This is a genomic window from Solirubrobacter deserti (genome assembly GCF_027587175.1).
Lineage (GTDB): Bacteria > Actinomycetota > Thermoleophilia > Solirubrobacterales > Solirubrobacteraceae > Solirubrobacter > Solirubrobacter deserti.
In genome coordinates, this window is the sequence record NZ_JAPCID010000011.1 from 57614 (window position 1) to 76205 (window position 18592).

At 70.2% G+C, this 18592-nt stretch carries 12 protein-coding genes and 1 riboswitch; of the genes, 7 read left to right on the forward strand and 5 right to left on the reverse strand.

Annotated features, from left to right (window positions below; translation table 11 throughout):
• Positions 1–30 precede the first annotated feature (30 nt).
• Together OJ962_RS09535 and OJ962_RS09540 are read left to right on the forward strand one after the other, a co-directional pair.
• Positions 31–2358: a RelA/SpoT family protein gene (locus OJ962_RS09535; protein ID WP_270006308.1), complete on the forward strand. Its 2328-nt coding sequence runs from the start codon at positions 31–33 to the stop codon at positions 2356–2358.
• A gap of 149 nt (positions 2359–2507) precedes the next feature.
• On the forward strand, positions 2508–3104 hold the full coding sequence (locus tag OJ962_RS09540) for a hypothetical protein (protein WP_202952991.1): 597 nt from the start codon (positions 2508–2510) through the stop codon (positions 3102–3104).
• 216 nt (positions 3105–3320) lie between these two features.
• Here OJ962_RS09540 and OJ962_RS09545 read toward each other — a convergent pair whose 3' ends face one another.
• From OJ962_RS09545 to OJ962_RS09555, 3 genes are read right to left on the reverse strand one after another with little or no spacing between them, the layout of a single operon-like run.
• The gene (locus tag OJ962_RS09545; protein WP_202952990.1) at positions 3321–4031 is read right to left on the reverse strand and encodes a plastocyanin/azurin family copper-binding protein; all 711 of its coding nucleotides are present in this window, start codon (positions 4029–4031) and stop codon (positions 3321–3323) included.
• Complete coding sequence (locus tag OJ962_RS09550; protein ID WP_202952989.1) at positions 4028–5533, reverse strand: multicopper oxidase family protein; 1506 nt, start codon at positions 5531–5533, stop codon at positions 4028–4030. The genes OJ962_RS09545 and OJ962_RS09550 overlap by 4 nt, the downstream gene beginning before the upstream one ends.
• Positions 5533–6336, reverse strand: coding sequence for a cupredoxin domain-containing protein (locus OJ962_RS09555; RefSeq protein WP_202952988.1), 804 nt, complete (start codon positions 6334–6336; stop codon positions 5533–5535). Before OJ962_RS09555 ends, OJ962_RS09550 begins: the two co-directional genes overlap by 1 nt.
• Positions 6337–6609: 273 nt before the next feature.
• Between OJ962_RS09555 and OJ962_RS09560 the strand changes: the two genes are divergently transcribed.
• Positions 6610–8478, forward strand: coding sequence for an OmpL47-type beta-barrel domain-containing protein (locus OJ962_RS09560; RefSeq protein WP_202952987.1), 1869 nt, complete (start codon positions 6610–6612; stop codon positions 8476–8478).
• A gap of 23 nt (positions 8479–8501) precedes the next feature.
• Positions 8502–13922 carry an OmpL47-type beta-barrel domain-containing protein gene (locus OJ962_RS09565; protein WP_202952986.1) on the forward strand — a complete coding sequence of 1807 codons (5421 nt, stop codon included), beginning with the start codon at positions 8502–8504 and terminating at the stop codon, positions 13920–13922.
• Between the two features lie 3 nt (positions 13923–13925).
• On the opposite strand, the gene OJ962_RS09570 is transcribed toward OJ962_RS09565, so the two are convergent.
• The gene (locus OJ962_RS09570; RefSeq protein WP_202952985.1) at positions 13926–14867 is read right to left on the reverse strand and encodes a diacylglycerol/lipid kinase family protein; all 942 of its coding nucleotides are present in this window, start codon (positions 14865–14867) and stop codon (positions 13926–13928) included.
• Positions 14858–15853 (reverse strand): magnesium transporter CorA family protein, encoded by a 996-nt coding sequence (locus tag OJ962_RS09575; protein ID WP_202952984.1) that lies wholly within the window; start codon positions 15851–15853, stop codon positions 14858–14860. The genes OJ962_RS09570 and OJ962_RS09575 overlap by 10 nt, the downstream gene beginning before the upstream one ends.
• A 97-nt stretch (positions 15854–15950) precedes the next feature.
• Positions 15951–16072: riboswitch (SAM riboswitch) on the forward strand.
• 67 nt (positions 16073–16139) lie between these two features.
• On the opposite strand from OJ962_RS09575, the gene thrC reads away from it, so the two are divergent.
• Genes thrC through OJ962_RS09590 form a run of 3 tightly spaced genes read left to right on the forward strand, consistent with a single transcriptional unit; the run spans position 16140 to position 18534 of the window.
• Positions 16140–17369, forward strand: coding sequence for a threonine synthase (gene thrC, locus OJ962_RS09580; RefSeq protein WP_202952983.1), 1230 nt, complete (start codon positions 16140–16142; stop codon positions 17367–17369).
• Positions 17369–17644, forward strand: coding sequence for a ubiquitin-like small modifier protein 1 (locus OJ962_RS09585; RefSeq protein WP_202952982.1), 276 nt, complete (start codon positions 17369–17371; stop codon positions 17642–17644). The genes thrC and OJ962_RS09585 overlap by 1 nt, the downstream gene beginning before the upstream one ends.
• Positions 17641–18534 carry a methylenetetrahydrofolate reductase gene (locus tag OJ962_RS09590; RefSeq protein WP_202952981.1) on the forward strand — a complete coding sequence of 298 codons (894 nt, stop codon included), beginning with the start codon at positions 17641–17643 and terminating at the stop codon, positions 18532–18534. Before OJ962_RS09585 ends, OJ962_RS09590 begins: the two co-directional genes overlap by 4 nt.
• Positions 18535–18592 lie beyond the last annotated feature (58 nt).

Genomic DNA, 18592 nt, shown 5'->3' on the forward strand with positions numbered 1-18592 from the left:
GAGGAGGAGTCGATCGACGGCCACAGCCCCGTGACCGGCAACGGTGACGGGTCCGTCATCGCGATCGCGCAGCACAAGCCGGTCGACCTCGCGGGTTGTGAGGACGACGGCGCCTTCGACATCCCGGACGACCTGACGCCGCTCGAGCACGAGCTGCTGCAGGACCTGTTCGCGATCGTCTCCGAGCACGCGGACGAGGTCGCGCGGCCCGTGGACCGCCAGAAGGTCCTGCAGGCCTTCCTGTTCGCGTGCGAGCACCACGCCGATCAGCGCCGCCAGTCGGGCGAGGACTTCATCACGCACCCGGTCGGTGTCGCGCGCATCTGCGCCGGCATGCGGCTGGACACCGAGACGCTGTGCGCCGCGCTCCTGCACGACACGGTGGAGGACACGACAGCGAGCCTGGACGAGGTGCGCGAGGGCTTCGGCGACGAGGTCGCGGGCCTCGTGGACGGCGTCACCAAGCTCACCGGCATCACGTTCCAGTCGCGCGACGAGGCGCAGGCCGAGAACTACCGCAAGATGATGGTCGCGATGGCCACGGACATCCGGGTCATCCTGATCAAGCTCGCCGACCGCCTGCACAACATGCGCACGCTCGGCGCGATGCCCAAGCAGAAGCAGATCGAGAAGGCCAAAGAGACCCTCGAGATCTACGCGCCGCTCGCGCACCGCCTGGGTATCCACGCGATCAAGTGGGAGCTCGAGGACCTCGCGTTCGCGACGCTGCACCCGCGCAAGTACCAGGAGATCAAGGGCCTGGTCAACCAACAGCGCGAGGAGCGCGAGCGCTACGTGGCCAAGGCGGGCGGCTACCTGGCGAAGGAGCTCGAGGCGCTCGGCATCCGCTCGGAGATCTCCGGCCGCGCCAAGCACTTCTACTCGATCTACTCGAAGATGACCCGCAAGGGCCGCGAGTTCAACGAGATCTACGACCTCACGGCGATGCGCGTGATCGTCGACTCCGTCAAGGACTGCTACGGCGCCGTCGGCGTCATCCATTCCCTGTGGAAGCCCCTTCCGGGCCGCTTCAAGGACATGGTGGCGATGCCGAAGTTCAACATGTACCAGGCGCTCCACACGACGGTGATCGGGCCTGAGGGGCGCCCGCTGGAGATCCAGATCCGCACCAGCGACATGCACGAGACGGCCGAGTACGGCGTCGCCGCGCACTGGCGCTACAAGGAGGGCACCAAGGGCGCCGTCGACGCGACCAGCGCCCGCCTGCAGTGGCTCAAGGGCCTGCTGGACTGGCAGGGCGATCCCGACGACCCGACCGAGTTCACCGACCAGCTGCGCGGCGAGCTGATCGAGGACGAGGTCTTCGTCTTCACGCCCAAGGGCGAGGTCAAGTCGCTCGCGATCGGCGCCACGCCGCTGGACTTCGCGTACGAGATCCACACGGACGTCGGCCACCGCTGCGTCGGCGCGCGCGTGAACGGCAAGATCGTCCCGCTCCACTACGAGCTGCAGAGCGGCGACATCGTCGAGATCCTCACGTCCAAGCGCGAGCGCGGCCCGTCGCGCGACTGGCTCGCGCTGGTCAAGACGACCCGCGCCCGCAACAAGATCAAGGCCTGGTTCAAGGCCGAGAGCCGCGACGACTCCGAGCACACCGGCCGCGAGCTGCTGCAGGAGCACCTCAACAAGGCCGGCCTGCCCGCGCAGAAGCTGACGGGCTCGCCCCTGCTGGCCGACGTCATCCGCGAGCTCGGCTTCAAGAAGGCCGACGACTTCTACATCGCGCTCGGCGGCGCGAAGATCTCGCCCAAGGTCGTCGTCAACAAGGTCCTGCAGCGCCTCAAGCAGGGCGAGGCCGGCGTCGAGGAGCCCAAGCCGGGCGAGGACCTGCTGCTCGAGCGCCGCAAGGCGCCCGCGCTGCGCCGCCCGGACGGCAACGCGGCCAAGTTCGGCATCCGCGTCGAGGGCGTCAGCGACGTCCCGCTGCGGCTGGCCAAGTGCTGTCGACCCGTCAGCGGCGACCCGATCGTCGGTTACGTGTCGCTCGGCCGCGGCATCACGATCCACCGCGACGACTGCCCGAACGTCGAGCAGCTGCGCAAGGACCCGGAGCGCTTCGTCCCGGTCTCCTGGGACGGCGACAACGAGACGGGCTTCAAGGTCGAGATCCAGGTCGACGCCTGGGACCGCCACCGCCTGCTCGAGGACCTGAGCCGCACGTTCGCCGAGGCCGGCATCAACATCGTCGAGGCGCGCTGTCTCGTCCAGCACCCGATGACGCGCAACCGCTTCGTGATCGAGGTGGGGGACACGCAGGCGCTGAAGGCCGCGATCAACCGCCTACGCGCCATCGACAGCGTGTTCGACGCGTACAGGGTCATCCCCGCCGGCGGCTGACGCCGCCATCCGGTATGACCACCGCCGGCCCCTAGGCTGACCCGCCGGCCGCCGGCGGCTGACGCCGCCACGTCATTGCCGCGCGGCGATGCGTCAGAACCCCGGCCGCTCCGATTGGACGCGCGGAGCCTGGGGCAGGACGAAGGGCGATGAACCTGAGCAGCCTGTTCCCGCCCACGATCCTCGCACGGTTGCTGGACGACCTCGGGGCGGTCGCCGACGCTGCCCGCCGCCTCCCCGAGCTCGAGAAGAGCGTGCTGCTGCGCGTCGACACCATGGCGACCGAGCTCGTCGCGGTGCGTGAGGAGATCACGGCGGTCCGCAAGGGCATGGACGCGCTGCGCGAAGAGGTCGCGCCGATCAAGGAGATCTCCAACGTGCGGGCGGGCGTCGAGACGCTCGGCGGCAAGCTGGACGCGTTGCGCGGCGACGTCCGGCCGATTCAGGAGCTCTCGGCGGTGCGCGAAGGCGTGGAGGCGCTCAATGAGCGCATAGCGCCGATCAAGGAGATCTCATCCGTGCGGGAGGGCGTGGAGGCGCTCAATGAGCGCATCATCCCGATCCAGGAGATCCGGGAGGTCCGCAAGGGCATCGAGCCGCTCGACGAGGACATGCGCGCCGTGCGCGACTCCGTCGACGAGCTCGAGCCGCTGATGCGCGACGTGATTGCCCGCCTGGACGCGCTGCGCGAGGATCTCGGGCCGCTCGGCGAGCTGGCCGACAAGATCCCGGGCATCGGGCGCTAGCGGCAGAGCAGCGACGCGCGGACGAGCTCGCGCTGACGATCGTGCGCGGTGCGCTTGGCCAGCGCGGCGGCGACCAGCTGCGGGAGCTTCGGCTGAGGCTGGGGGGAGGTCATGTCCCGAATGGTCTCGCGACCCGCACCGAACACCTATGGGCCTACCTGGCCAAAGGGTGGGGGGCTGGCCGCACGTACGAGCGTCCGGCCAGCCTCCACATCCTCACCGCACGGTGATCGTGGTGCGCTTGAGCGGCGAGCGGTTGCCGGCGATGTCGGTCGCGCGCAGCTCGACGCGGTAGCGGCCGGGCCGGGCGCCGCGGACGGTGACGCTGCGCGTCCCGGTGCCCTCGACCGTGGCGGTCTTGATCGTCCGGCCCCCGCGCGTCAGGCGGACCTGGACCGTGGATTCCTCGTCGACGCGGAAGCGGACCCGGACGGCGTGCCCGGACGCGCGGCGCACCGAGACGGACGTCAGGCGCGGCTTGGCCTTGTCCTCGTCGACCTTCTCGAGCGTGACCGGGGACGCGTCCTGGTTCTCGAACGGCTGCTGGTTCGGCGGCAGCAGCGCGGGCGGCGTCACCGCGGTGCCGACGTACACCGTCCCGACCATCGAGGACGAGTGCACCGTGCAGACGTACCGGTAGACGCCGGGCGTGGCGAACGTGAACGACGCGTCCGGCGCCGGCACACCCAGCGGGGAGTTGAACGAGGCCCACGCCGGGTCGGCGGGCTCGGAGCCGTTGCCGGCGACGTGGTGCGCCTGCTGGGTTCCGGGGAACGTCCAAGTCACCGTCTCGCCCGGCTGGATGCTGACGGCCTCCTTGTCCCACTTGAGCCCCACGTCGAGCCCGGTGACGACCTGGTTCTCCGCCCACGCCGGGGAGGCGAGCGCACCGAACGCGAGCACCGCACCGGCCAGCGCGCGCTTCATCGCTCCACCTCCAGCTGCAGCATCATCGCCTTGTCGCCGTGCTCGAGCGCGTGGCAATGGAACACGTAGCGCCCCGTGTAGGGCACGAACCACGGCTGGACGGTCACGGTCTCGCCCGCCAGCACGCCCACGGTGTCCTTCCAGCTGCGATCGGCCGGATGGATGACGCCGCTGGAGCGCTCGACGATCCGGAACAGCATCCCGTGAAGGTGCATGGGGTGGATGCGGTTGGACGGGTTGTGCCACTGCCACAACTCGCTGGTGCCCAGGCGCGGACGCACGTCGATCCGCTCGGGGTCATAGCCGCGGTCCGCGATCCGCCACTGCACCCCGGAGGCGGTCGCCAGCGACAGGTCCCAGCGCCGGCTCGCGTTCGGCGCGGGCAGCTTCTCGATCGTGCGCATCCGGCCGCGGGGGACCTTGAACTCCTCGGCTCCGCCGCCCCGCTCGACGTCGAAGCGCAGCACGTTGCGCGTGCCCGCGGACTCACCGTCGATGTTCTGGAGCACGATCTCCGAGCCGGGTCGGAAGCCGCGGAAGTCGACGAGCAGCTCGATCCGCTCGGCCGGGTGGATCAGCACCGTGGACCGCAGCACCGGCTGCTCCAGCAGCCCGCCGTCCGACGCGACCTGCAGCAGCGTACGGCCGTTGCCGAGCTTGAGCGTGTAGGAGCGCGCGTTGGACGCGTTCAGCAGCCGCAGCCGGTAGAGCCGGCGCTTGACCGCCATCCGCGGCGACACCGCGCCGTTGACGAGGATCGTGTCCCCGCGGAACCCGAGGTCCACGTTCTCGGAGTAGCGGAAGGACCCGTCCTTGTTGAACGCGTGATCGGCGATCGTGAGCGGGATGTCGAATTCGGGGTCCGTCGGCAGCCCGAGCTCCTCCTCACGGTCGTCCGACAGCAGATAGGAGCCGACCAGGCCGTAGTAGAGCGTGTGCGCAGTCCGCCCGTGCGCGTGATCGTGGTACCAGAGGTAGGCCGCGTCCTGGTCGTTCGGATACGTGTAGTCGAAGCTCTTGCCCGGAAGGATCACGTCCATCGGGTGTCCGTCGTGCGCGGACGGTACGTACCCGCCGTGCAGGTGCACGTTGGAGTCGAACGACAGCTTGTTCGTCTGACGCACGATCGTCGGGCGGCCCTTGCGCGCGCGGATCGTCGGCCCCGGATAGATGCCCTCGTAGCCGTAGATCGGCGTCTCGAACCCCGGCAGGATCTCGGTGAGGCCCTCCTGGATGTCCATCGCGTAGACGTCGACGCCCTGGCGCGTCGAGACCGGCGAAAGCGTGGGCGGGATCGGCAGATCGCGGCTGAACGGCGTGAACGGCGTCGCCGCCTTGAAGCGGCGCCCGGCCGACGTCGGCGCCGTGGACCGGGTGATCTCAGCGCCCTTGAGCGAGCTCTGCGCGGCGAACGTGCAGACGAGCGCGAGCGAGCTGAACCCGTTGCGCATGAAGTCACGCCGGTTGGAGCCGGCGCCGAAGGGCGGCTGCTGCGGCGTCATCAGCGCTTCACCTTCACCGACTTGCGCTGGACGGCGGCTTGGTTGCCGCGTGCGTCACGCGCCTGGAGCTCGAAGCGGTAGCTCCCGCCGGTGAGCCCGCGGACCGTGAGCGAGCGCGCGCCGGACCGCGCGGACAGGCGGATGGTCTTCACGCTCGACTTCCCCTTCTTGACGCGGACGGTCACGTTCGCCGTCTCCGACAGCGAGAACGACACTTTCGCTCCGCGCTTGACGGCCTTGAGCTTGATCCGGCTGATGACGGGCGCGACGGTGTCGCCACGTGCCGCCCCGACCGGCGCCGGCGTCGTGCGATCCATCCCCGGCGTCGGGGTGGGCGTCACCGTCGGTCGCACGGTCGGCGCCGGCGTGGGCGTGCCGGTGGGCGTCCCCGACGGGGTCGGCGTCGCCTCCACCGGGTCGCCCGTGACCGTCACGGTCCCGAACATCGTGCTGGCGTGGGCGTCGCAGATGAAGCGGTAGGAACCGGGCTGCGTGAACGTGAACTCGAGCTCGCCGTCATTGCCGAAGCCCGAGTTGGCCTTCAGCCAGTTCGGGTCCGTCTCCGGTCCCGACTCGCCGCGGACGTTGTGCTGCTGTCCGGCCCGCTCCCAGCGCCACGTCACGGTGTCGCCGGTATTGATGCTGACATTCGGCTTGTCCCACGCCGTCTCTCCCGCGATGCCGATGAGCTCGTCCGCCGCGCGCTCCTCGGCCGCCCCCGCCACACCGACGGACCCGACGAGCGCTCCGGTCAGCACGACCCCGATCGCGGCGTGTACGACTCGCCGCTTCCCCTGCGCCATGTTCTCCTCCAACACCGATCTGCTCCCCAACCTACCGAATCGGCCAGGTACTTCAGCCGTCCGGTATTCCAAAGCGGTGACCTTGGCTCTGATTGGCTGGTAGGTTACGGCAAGTCGTAGCTGAAATGCGCAGGGGGAGATCGGGAGAGAATGCGGTCCGCACGGACGTCGCTTGCTCTGGGAGCAGTCGTGTTGGGAGGCGCGCTCATCGGTCCGGCGGGGACCGGGAGCGCCGCGCCGGCGGGTGGACAACCCGCAGCGGTCGATGGATGTTTGATTGACAGTTGCAGCGCGCTTCGGACGATCCGCGCCGCCGAGACCAGCATCCTCGACACGATCGGAATCACCCGCGCCGACACGCGGAGCAAGAGCCAGATTCGGGGTGGCTACTCGTTCAAGGGCGACCTCATGCCGGAGTCCAAGAGCGTCACCGAGGGCCCGAACGACACCGTCGACGACGTCCCGCTGCGGATGCCCGACACGACCGGCAACGTGGCCAACCTCGCCGCGTTCAAGGGCCAGGTGCTCGAGCTGCCACCAGGGCAGCAGCGCCGGTACACGAAGCTGCACTTCTTCGGCACCACGACCGACGGAGACGGCGGCGGCGAGTTCACGCTCACGTACACCGAAGGGCCGGACCAGAAGGTCACGGTCGCGTTCCCCGACTGGTGCCAGTCCGGCACACCGGACGCGCACATCGCGATCGGGCCGGTTCCGGGGCGCTACACGACCACCGGGGAGGACGGCGCCCCGTGCTCGATCTTCCACGTCGTGCGCAACCCGGACCCGGCACGCACCCTGAGGTCCGTGACACTGCCGTCCGGGACGAGCGGGGGCGGCGATCGCGTCGCGCACCTGATGGCGCTCACGCTCGAGGGCGCGGAGTCCTCGTTCACGATGCCCTACCTCGACGGCGTGAACCCGTACCCGAACGACGGCGTCGCGCCGACCACGTCCGGCGCGCTGGCGGGCACGCCCGACACCAGCGGGTGGCACCGCACGCCGCCCACGCTCACGATCGGCGCCGACGACGGCGACGGCTCGGGCGTCGAGCGCATCCAGTACCGCGTCAACGGCGGGCCCGGCCGCACCTACTCGGGGCCGGTGGCGATCACCGACGAGGGTGACCTGAACATCGAGTACCGCGCCTACGACCGGGCCGGCAACCCGAGCGCGTTCAAGAGCATCCGGGCCAAGGTCGACGCCACCGCGCCGGCGACGTCCGCGGTCACCTACCCGCAGTCGCCGCCCGCGAACGGCTGGAACGACAGCGACGTCAAGGTCACGCTGGGCGCGCAGGACGGCTCCGGCTCCGGCGTCACGAGGACCGAATATCGCGTGGGGGAGGCCCCGGTGACGCCGTACGCCGACACGTTCGCCGTCGGCGGGACCGGCACGCAGGTCGTGCAGTACCGGTCGGTCGACGCCGCCGGCAACGAGGAGCCGTGGAAGTCGATGGACATCCGCGTCGACACGCTCGCGCCCACGACCACCGTGCTGCTCAACGGCGCGGCGCCGGTGGCCGAGTACGTCAACGCGGCGCGCGTCGCGTTCACCCGCTCGGACGGGGAGGACAGCTCGGGCGCGGTCAGCACCGAGTACCGCGTCGACGGCGGCGCATGGAAGCCGTACGAGGGCGCGTTCGACCTGACCCACCGGCAGGTCTATCAGCTCGACTTCCGCTCGACCGATCAGGTGGGCAACGTCGAGAACTACAGGAGCGTTCGCTTCACGGTCCGCGCCCCGACGGTGCTCGAGGCCCCGCGCCAGCAGGCCCCCTCCACGACGGCGCCGAAGCCGTTCGCCGCGATCGCGGACGTCTCGACCCGGGTGCGGACGCTCACCGCGCTGCGCGCCGGGCGGTTCCGCGTGAATGTGAGCTGCCAGGGCGTCCGGCGCGGGAAGCTGATCGCGACGGTCACCCGTGCCATCGCTCGCAAGCTGAAGCTGAAGTCGAGCACGCTGGCGTCCAAGACGCTCGACTGCGGGGAAGAGGGTCGCGCGACGGTGTCGCTCAGGCCCTCCTCCGCCATTCGCACACGGCTCGCGCGGACGACGGGGTCCGTGCAGGTCAAGTTGACGCTGCGCATGACGGGTGCGCCGGCCGACACGCAGACGGTGACGTTGAAGGGGAAGTCGTGATGTTCGACAGGGGAGAGCAGGCAATGAGGGGACGTTGGCTGTGGGCACTGGTGCTCGCACTCGCGCTCAGCGCGTTCGGTGCGGGGACCGCCCAGGCACAGACGGGCCCGAAGGTGCTCGTGCTCAAGGGCGCCGACAACGCGACCAACACCGCGGCGGTCGCCGCGATGAAGGCCCTCGGGACCGCCAACGGGTTCACGGTCGAGGAGGCCGCGGGTGTGGACGACATCAACTCGTCCAAGCTCGCCGACTACCAGTCGCTGGTGTTCCTCAACGTCGGCGGCGACGTCCTCGACCCCGGCGGCGAGGCGGCGCTGCAGAGCTACGTCGAGCGCGGCAACGGCTTCCTCGGCATCGGTTCCACGGCCACGCTGCAACCCGGTTCGGACTTCGTCACCAGCCTGATCGGCGCGCGCCCCACCTCGGCGGGCGAGACCGCCGCCAAGACGCTGGTCGCGGGCGACCGCGTGCACCCGGCGACGCGCGAGCTCCCGCTGCAGGCCGAGCGCAACGACGTCTGGTACCAGTGGCGGAGCCGCCCGACCGGCAAGACGCACGTGGTCGCGCGCTACCACGCGCCCACCGAGAGCGCCGGCGACGGCACGGCGGTCGGCGGCACCGACCATCCGATCTCGTGGTGCCATGACTTCCAGGGCGGTCGCTCGTTCTACATGGGCATGGGCCGCACGACGGCCGCCTGGGACGACACGCTCTCCAAGCACGTGCTCGGCGCGCTGCAGTGGACCACGGGCCTGGTGCGCGCCGACTGCAAGGCGACGATCAACAGCAACTACAAGGCGACCAAGCTCATGAGCTCCGGGGCGACCGTGACCGGCCTGGCCACGAGCGGTGAATCCCACGGCCTGTCGATCGCCGACAACGGCTGGGTGCTGTACATCGGCCGCGGCGACTGCCGCACGGACGCCGAGCGCGGCGCGCTGATCGGCGTCCCGGCGTTCGCGCGTGCCTTCAACCACGCGGACCCGAACGTCGGTGTCGGCTGCGGCTCGGTGCACATCTTCGACCCCGCGCAGTACACGGGCGCCGAGAACAGCGGCGTCACCCGCGCCGGCACGCTCGCGGTCTACGGCGACGGCGGCCAGGGCGGCGAGCGCACCGACCAGGACAACCACAAGATGGAGTACGGCCTGATCGGCATCGTCGCCGACCCGAAGTTCTCCGAGAACGGCTACGTCTACCTGCAGTACTTCCCGACCTTCAACCCGGCGACCAAGCCGGCCGGCCTGCCGCTCGAGCGGCGGATCTCGAAGCTGTCGCAGCCGCGCATCTCGCGCTTCACGGTCAACCGGCAGACCAAGCAGCTCGACCTGGACTCCGAGCGGATCATCTTCAAGTACGACGCCCAGATCTACTCCTGCTGCCACGTCGGCGGGGGCATGGGCTTCGACAGCCAGGGCAACCTCTACGTCACCACGGGGGACACGAACTCCTCGCAGAACGCGGGCGAGGAGGCGGTCACGGGCCCGCTCGGCTACTCGGGCAACAACCCGCTCGCCAAGTGCCCGGTGGGCCCCGCGGGCGAGGCCTCCAGCGCGCACTGCGGCACCGCCAACTACTCCTACCAGGACGCGCGCCGGACCGCGGGCAACACGAACGACTACAACGGCAAGCTGCTGCGCTTCAATCCGCTTGAGGACATCCCGGCGGGAACCGAGCCGGGGGTCGGCCGCACGTACTCGCTGCCGGACGCCAGCTCGCCGAACGGCCCGAACCTGTTCGACGGCCAGGAGGGCGGGGGCGGCAAGACCAAGCCCGAGATCTACGCGATGGGCCTGCGCAACCCGAGCCGCCTGTCGATCGACCCCAAGACGGACACGCCGTACACCGCGTGGGTCGGCCCGGACGCCCAGCAGCCGAACGCGACCTGGGGTCCGTCGACCTACGAGAACGCCGCCCAGATCACGCGGGCCGGCAACTATGGCTGGCCGTACTGCATGGGCTCCAAGCAGGCCTACCGCGACCGCCTCGCGGACGGCAGCCCGCGTACGGCCAACGGGCCGGGGTACGTGCCCGGCGGCCCGGCCTCGGGCGGCACCGACGGCTGGTACGACTGCGACAACCTGCGCAACGACTCGCCCAACAACACGGGCCTGGTCGAGCTGCCGCACGAGACCGGCACCGGCGCGGACGCCGGCAAGGTCCGCGGCAACAACCTCTGGTGGTCGCGTGGCAACAAGGGCGGCAACAACGGCTGCCCCGAGTTCGAGCGTCCGCGCTCGAGCGGCGGCACGATCGCCGCACCGAACTACGACGCGACGCCCAAGCAGGGCTGCGCCTACGTGACCGCCAACGGCCTGACCGTGATGAACGGCCCCGTGTACCGCTACGCGGCCGGCGCGGACAACTCACGCCGCTGGCCCGCGTACTGGGACGGCCGTTGGTTCCTGCACAACAACGGCAACGACTCCGTCAAGCACGCGCTGTTGCTGGATCCGGCGACCGCCGGCACGGGCGGCCTGCCGGTGTGGGCCGACTCGCTGCGGACCATGCTCACGTGGAACGGCTCCTACATGGACTCCAAGTTCGGGCCCGACGGCGCGCTCTACGTCCAGACCTACGACGGCTTCTTCCGCGCCGGCACCCGCGTCGGCCTGTACCGCTACGACTACGTCGGTGGCGCCCCGACCCCGGGCGCGAACCCGCGGGCGTTCGCGATCGGCGACCTCGCCGCGCGCTTCTCGAGCCGCGGCTCGGGCGGCAAGACGTTCGAGTGGGACTTCGGTGACGGCTCGGCCAAGTCGACCGACGCCAACCCGACGCACACGTATCCGCGCGCCGGCAGGTTCACCGCGACGTTGACGGTGACCTACGCCGACGGCGCCAAGGACAGCAAGACGGTCCAGGTCGACGTGATCGCGGAGACCGACGCGACCGCGCCGGTCACGACCGCGACGCTGACCCCGGCCACGCCGGACGAGGCGCCGAACGTCTACCGCCGTCCGGTCACGCTGACGCTCAACGCCGCGGAGGCCACGCCGGGCAGCGGCGTGGAGAAGACCGAGTACCGCGTCAACGACGGGCCGTGGCTGGGCTACTCGGCCCCGATTCGCCGTCAGCAGGCCGGGGACTACAAGGTCGAGTACCGCTCGACCGACCGCAAGGGCAACGCCGAGGAGGTCAAGTCTGTCGCGTTCGCGATCCGGCCGGCCGCGAACTGCACGCCGAACCTCGACGACGAGTTCAACGCCACGGCGCTCGACCCGCGGTGGACGGTCCTGCGTGAGGACGCGGCCGCGCGCTCCTTCGTCGAGGGCGCGCTGCGGCTGAAGGTCCGCGCGGGCGACATGATCGGCGACCAGGCCTCGGCCAAGAACGTCCTGCTCCAGAACGCGCCCGACGGCGGCTGGCAGGTGCAGACCAAGATCGACGTCTCCACCCTCAACGCCGAGGGCCAGCAGGCCGGCATCGTGCTGTGGCAGAGCGAGGGCGCTGACAACACGTTCGCGAAGATCACCTACATCGCCAAGAACGGGTTCTCCCAGTACGAGTGGGTGGCGACGCGCGACTCCGAGGAGGAGATCAAGGCCGGGCCGGAGATCTCGACGCCCAAACACGTGTACCTGCGCGTGAGCACTGACGGCTCTGGGACGTACATCGCCGAGGGCTCGACCAACGGCGAGACCTGGCAGCAGATCGGGCCGGAGCTCGACGACCTCGGCGACCCGAACTCGCTGAAGATCGGCCTCAAGGTCTCCGACAACGCAGATTCCGAGAGCTACGCCGCGTTCGACTGGTTCCGCGTGGACTGCTCGGACCGCTTCGCGCCGCGCACGACGGCCACGCTGACCGGCGGCACGCAGGGCCAGTTCGGCTGGTGGACGTCCGCCCCCGCGGTGGAGCTGAAGGCCGACGACGGCGCCCGTGGGCAGCTGGACAAGGTCTACTACCGCGTCGGCGAGGGCCCGGAGCGCGTCTACGAGGGCCCGTTCACGATCAGCGAACCGGGCGAGCACGTCGTCAGCTACTACGCGACCGACGCCAACGGCAACGTCGAGAACACCAAGCAGCTCGCCTACCGGATCGACGGCGCGGCCCCGGCGATCGAGGCCGAGCAGGTGGGCAACCCGGCGACCGGGCCGGTCAAGGTCACGCTCGACGCGCAGGACGGCGACGCCGGCTCGGGCACGGTGCTGACCGAATACCGGGTCGACGGCGGCCCGTGGACGACATACTCGGCCGTCGACGAGCACGTGCTGCTCGACGAGTCCGCGAGCACCCTCGCGCAGTGGCAGCAGGTGGGTGACGGCGGGTTCGAGCGCATGGAGCCCGGCGAGAAGGACGTGGACCTGGGCGGCATCTCGCCGACCGAGAGCGAGTCGCTCGGGATGCTCTACTACAGGACGCAGGACTTCGGCGACTTCCGCTTGAAGCTGCAGTTCAAGGAGGGCCGCCCCGAGGGCGACTCCAACGGCGGCGTGTTCGTGCGCTTCCCGAACCCCGAGCAGACGCCGCGGGTGCACGAGTGCTCGAAGGCCGGCGCCGCCGCGGACGAGCCGGCGTGGGTCGCGATCAACTGCGGCCACGAGATCCAGCTCTACGACGGCGAGGAGGGCGAGTCGCGCAAGACGGGCTCGGTCTACACGTTCGACAACAACGGCATCGAGGACATCGGCCTGCCGAAGCGCGGTCAGTGGGAGGACTACGAGATCGAGGTCGTGGGCCAGCACTACAAGATCAGCCGCAACGGCGACGTGATCAACGAGTGGGACAACCTCCCGGGCCTGAACTCGGATCGCGCCGGGGACCCGAGCACGACGCTGCGGCAGTTCGCCCGCGGCTACATCGGCCTGCAGAACCACGGTGGCGAGGACCGGATGCAGTACCGCAACGTCACCATCGAGGACCTCACGCCGGGCAAGCCGAAGGCCGAGGACGCCAAGCCCAACATCCAGATCACGGGGGCCGGGCCGCACACGATCGAGGTCCGCGCGACCGACGAGGCCGGCAACACGAGCCGTGAGACGTTCGATCTGGCGATCGGCGACCCGGCCGCGCCGGGCGGTGCGACGCCGCAGCCGGCGCCGCTGCCCCCGACGAGCACGATCCTGCCGCCCATGATCGACTCGCCGGCGACCTACCGGCTGGGCTCGCTGAGCTCGCGCGTGACGCGCACGTCGTTCACCAAGCGCGGCCTGAAGGTCCCGATCAGCTGCACCGGCGCGATGGACGGCACGGTGAAGCTGACCGTCTCCAGCCGTGACCGCAAGCGGCTCAAGCTCAAGAGCGCGACGCTCAAGAGCACCGATGTCCGCTGCTGGGGCCCGCACCGCGTGACGGTGACGCTCAAGCCTTCGTCGGCGATCGCGAAGCGCTTGGCGGCCAAGGGCGGGCCGAAGCGCGTGAAGCTGACCCTGTCCGTGCAGATGCGCGACTGGGGCAAGCCCGCGGCGACGACGCGACGGACGATCACGCTCCAGCGGTAGCGATCAGGCCACGACGTGAAGCGCGCTCGGGATGATCCCGAAGCGCGCTTCCGTCACGTCTTCGATGTGGTCACCGTCGACCTGGATCGGGATCGTGCGCCCGTCGGTGGAGCGCACGACCGCCTCGTGGAAGGCGCCGAACGCGTCCACGCCCTTGTGCTTGGCGATCCGGGCGGCGCCGGACAGCGCACGGAAGGTGACCGTCGGGACGTCGTAAGGACGGGCGCGCGTGAGCACGACGCCGGCGAGGCTGCCCGAGTCGAAGCGCGCGCCCTCCACCAGCGGGACGGCGCGCGCGTTGAAGTACGTGTAGTTCTCGGCGTTCTGGACGAACAGCGACACACCGCCGACGGTCCGGCCGTCCACCTCGACCTCCAGCCGTGGCGGGTTCACGACGTACTTGGACAGGAACGTCGTGATCGCGCACTCGACGTAGTAGAACGGGCCGAAGCGCTTCTTGAGGGCCGGGTTGCGGTCCACGCGCTCGACGACGCTCGCGTCCAGCCCCATGCCGGCGGCGAACGTGAAGTGGCGGCCGTTGACCGTGCCGAGGTCGACCGTGCGCGGCGCCCACGCGTCGGCGAGGCCGAGCAGGTGCTCGGTGGCGTCGACGACGTCGGTCGGGATGCCGAGCAGCTTCGCGACGACGTTGTTGTTGCCGCCGGGCAGCAGCGTGAGCGCGGTCTCGGTGCCGACGAGGCCGTTCGCGACCTCGTTGACCGTGCCGTCGCCGCCGAACGCCAGCACGGTGTCGTAGCCGTCGGCCGCCGCCTGGCGCGCCAGCTCGACGCCGTGGCCCTTGGCTTCGGTGTCGGCGGTCGTGACCTCGTAGCGGCCCTGGAGGGCGTAGACGACCAGGCTCTTGAGCCGGTCGGACATCTTCGTCGCGACCGGGTTGATGATCACGAGCATCCGGCGCCGTTGCGGCGCCGACTCTAGAGCCATCCCCGCCGCTTGAAGACGGCTGCGACGCCGACCACGACCGCGACCATCACGCCGATGATGATCCAGAACGGGACCATGTTGCCGTCCTGGCCCGGCACGTGGACGTTCATGCCGAAGATGCTCGCGATCAGCGTCAGCGGCAGGAAGATCAGCGAGATCGCCGTCAGCGCGCGGAACGTCTCGTTCGTGCGGTGCGCGATCGCCGACTCGTTCGTGGCCTCGAGCCCTTCCACGACCTCCTTGAAGTTCTCGAGCATGTCCCAGCCGCGCTCGGACGCGTCGATGATGTCGTCGAAGTAGATGTCGAGGTCCTCGGCGATGTAGCGCGCCTTGTTGCGCTCGAGGTCGCGGAAGGCGACGCGCTGCGGCCGGACGATCTTGCGGAAGTTGATGATCTCCTGCTTGGCGTTGGAGATGTCGCGCACGACGTCCTCGCCCTCGTCGCCCTCGAAGATCGCTTCCTCGATCCGCTCGAGCTTGTTGCCGATCTTGCCCAGCATCGGGAACGCGGCATCGACGCAGTCGTCGACGATCTTGTAGAGCAGGTAGCCCGAGCCCTTGGAGAACAGCTGGTCGCGGAACTCCTCGTTGGTGCGGCAGCGTTCGAACAGGTCCTCGACGCGCTCGACCGGCTCGTTCGGGAGCGTGATCAGAAAGTCGGGGCCGACGAAGAAGTCGACCTCGGCGGCGTTCAGCCGCGCGACCTTCTTGTCGTAGCGCGGGAAGTGGAGCACGATGAACAGGTAGTCGTCGTACTCGTCGACTTTCGGGCGCTGGTTGCGCGAGCGCACGTCCTCGTAGTCGAGGGCGTGGAAGTCGAAGTGCTCCTCCAGCCACGCCTGCTCGAGCGAACGCGGGCGCTCGATGTTGATCCAGCGCAGGCCGGGGGACTCGACGATCTCGACGCGCGGCTCGGTGCGCTCAGGCGCGACCTCAACCGTCGTGCGACCGCGCCGACCGAACGGGCTTCTGGGCAGGCTCGGCATAGCCGGGACTGAGCGGATCGTCGGTCGGGGGCAGCATCAGGTCATGGATTCTATCTTCACTGCCGATAGATCCGCTACGCTTCGCCACACATAGCTGGACGCATCAAGAGGGGGGGAGGGATTGGCCCTGTGAACCCCCGCCAACCTGCTCCCGGTCGCACACCGGGAAGAAGGTGGCAATTCCATCAGGCTCCAACGAGTAGGCCTGGGAGATGCGGTTGGGGTTCTCCCGGTGCACCTGCCGAAGAAGACTCCGCCGCACACCCGGGCGGAGGATTCAAATCACATGCCGGCAGATGCCCTGAAGTGCAAGGAATGCAAGACCGAGTACCCGCTCGAGGCCCGCTTCGTCTGTGAGCGCTGCTTCGGTCCGCTCGAGGTCAGCTACTCGGCCCCGAATGGGGACCCCGCCGAGATCAAGCGCAGGATCCAGGCCGGGCCGCACACCATCTGGCGCTACGCGGACTTCCTGCCGCTGGCCGGGCCGGCGCGCAGCGCGCTGCCGACGGGCTGGACGCCGCTGGTGAAGGCGGACCGCCTGGCCGAGAGGCTCGGGCTCGGCGAGGTCTGGATCAAGAACGAGACCGCCAACCCGACGCACTCGTTCAAGGACCGCGTCGTGTCCGTGGCGCTCGCGCGTGCAACGGAGCTCGGCTTCGACACGCTCGCGTGTGCCTCCACGGGCAACCTCGCCAACGCCGTCGCCGCGCACGCCGCGGCCGCCGGGCTGCCCGCCTACGTGCTGATCCCGCACGACCTCGAGGAGCAGAAGATCCTCGCCACGGGCGCCTACGGCGCGCAGATCGTCGCCGTCACGGGCAACTACGACGACGTCAACCGGCTCTGCACGCAGGTCTCGGGCGAGCGCCCGAACTGGGCGTTCGTGAACATCAACATGCGTCCGTACTACGCCGAGGGCTCCAAGACACTCGCGTTCGAGACCGTCGAGCAGCTCGGCTGGGAGCTTCCGGACCGCGTCGTGGGCCCGATCGCGTCCGGCTCGCAGTTCACCAAGCTCGCGCGCGGCTTCCAGGAGTTCATCGACGCCGGGCTCGTCGAGGGCTCGGTCCCCACGATGAACGGCGCCCAGGCGCTGGGCTGCTCGCCCGTCGCGACCGCCTTCGCGGCCGGGACCGACGTGTGCAAGCCGGTCAAGCCGGACACGATCGCCAAGTCGCTCGCCATCGGCAACCCCGCCGACGGGCCGTACGCCGTCGAGCTCGCCCGGTCGACCGGCGGCTCGATCGACTCCGTGACCGACGACGAGATCCGCGCGGGCATCCGCCTGCTCGCGGAGACGACCGGCATCTTCACCGAGACGGCGGGCGGCGTGACGATCGGCACGCTGGCCAAGCTCGCCGAGCGCGGCGACATCGGCCCCGAGGAGCGCGTCGTGTGCATGGTCACCGGCGATGGCCTGAAGACCATCGACGCCGTGCGCGACACGTTCGAGGTCGCGACCATCCCGGCCGACCTCGACGCCTTCGACGAGCGCTTCGCGCCGGCGGTGGCGTGATGGGCGTCACGGTCAAGCTCCCCACGCAGCTGCGCGACGCCGCGGGCGGCTCGAGCGCGGTGACGGTCGAGGGCGGCACGGTGGGGGAGGCGTTGAACGGCCTCTACTCCGAGCACGCCGAGCTGCGCGAACGGATCGCGGACGGCGACGGATCCCTGCGCCGCTTCGTCAACGTGTACCTCAAGGGCGAGGACATCCGCTTCCTCGACGGCCTGGACACCGAGGTCGCCGACGGGGACGAGGTCACGATCCTCCCGGCGGTGGCGGGCGGATGACCCGCATCGACGACAAGCTCGGCGCTGAACCGATCGTCTCGTTCGAGTTCGGCCCGCCGCGCAGCGTCGAGGCCGAGCTCGCGTTCTGGAGCGCGATCGAGGAGTTGGCGGCGCTCGAGCCGGCGTTCGTGTCGGTCACGTGCGGCGCGGGCGGCACCACGCGCGACCTGACGCTCGCGGTGGTGCGACGGCTGGCCCGCGAGCGCGCGCTGGTGGCCGTCCCGCACGTCACCGCGACCGGCTTCACCCGCGACGAGCTCGTCGCGTTGCTGGCCGAGGCCGCGGCGGGCGGCGCCGACAACGTGCTCGCACTGCGCGGCGACCCGCCGCGGGGCGAGGCGACATGGCGCGCGCCGGAGGGCGGCCTGCGCTCGTCGCTGGAGCTGACCGAGCTGGCCGCAGAGGCCGGCTTCTGCGTCCTCGGCGCCGCCTATCCCGAGCCGCACGCGGACTCGCGCGGCTGGGCCGAGGATCTCGCGCACCTGCGCGCCAAGGTGGACGCGGGCGTGCGCGTGCTCGTCACCCAGTTGTTCTTCGCCAACGACGACTACCGCCGCCTCGTCGACCGCTTGCGCGCCGGCGGGATCGACGTGCCGGTGTTGCCCGGGGTCATCCCGATCACGAGCATCGCGATGATCGAGCGGATCACGGCGCTGTGCGGCGCCACGATCCCGGCGGTGCTGCGCCGCGAGCTGGAGGCGCGCCAGGACGACCCCCGTGCCGTGGCCGAGCTCGGCGTCGCCTACGCGACCGCGCAGGCCGCGGAGCTGCTGGACGAGGGCGCGCCGGGCGTGCACCTGTACACGCTCAACCGCTCCCCGGCCACGCGGGCGATCGTGTCCGCGCTGCGCGCGGCGGGCAAGTTGCCGGCAGCGACGCCGGCCGCGTAGCGGGGCGGGAAGAAGGCGAGCGGGGCGGCGCGGGGATCGGAGGCGTGGCGGCGCGGCT

Coding starts and splice junctions, on each gene's coding strand:
- OJ962_RS09540 (WP_202952991.1), top strand. CDS start 2,508: ATGAACCTGAGCAGCCTGTTCCCGCCCACGATCCTCGCACGGTTGCTG.
- OJ962_RS09545 (WP_202952990.1), bottom strand. CDS start 4,031: ATGAAGCGCGCGCTGGCCGGTGCGGTGCTCGCGTTCGGTGCGCTCGCC.
- OJ962_RS09570 (WP_202952985.1), bottom strand. CDS start 14,867: ATGGCTCTAGAGTCGGCGCCGCAACGGCGCCGGATGCTCGTGATCATC.
- OJ962_RS09565 (WP_202952986.1), top strand. CDS start 8,502: ATGAGGGGACGTTGGCTGTGGGCACTGGTGCTCGCACTCGCGCTCAGC.
- thrC (WP_202952983.1), top strand. CDS start 16,140: ATGCCGGCAGATGCCCTGAAGTGCAAGGAATGCAAGACCGAGTACCCG.
- OJ962_RS09585 (WP_202952982.1), top strand. CDS start 17,369: ATGGGCGTCACGGTCAAGCTCCCCACGCAGCTGCGCGACGCCGCGGGC.
- OJ962_RS09575 (WP_202952984.1), bottom strand. CDS start 15,853: ATGCCGAGCCTGCCCAGAAGCCCGTTCGGTCGGCGCGGTCGCACGACG.
- OJ962_RS09550 (WP_202952989.1), bottom strand. CDS start 5,533: ATGACGCCGCAGCAGCCGCCCTTCGGCGCCGGCTCCAACCGGCGTGAC.
- OJ962_RS09590 (WP_202952981.1), top strand. CDS start 17,641: ATGACCCGCATCGACGACAAGCTCGGCGCTGAACCGATCGTCTCGTTC.
- OJ962_RS09555 (WP_202952988.1), bottom strand. CDS start 6,336: ATGGCGCAGGGGAAGCGGCGAGTCGTACACGCCGCGATCGGGGTCGTG.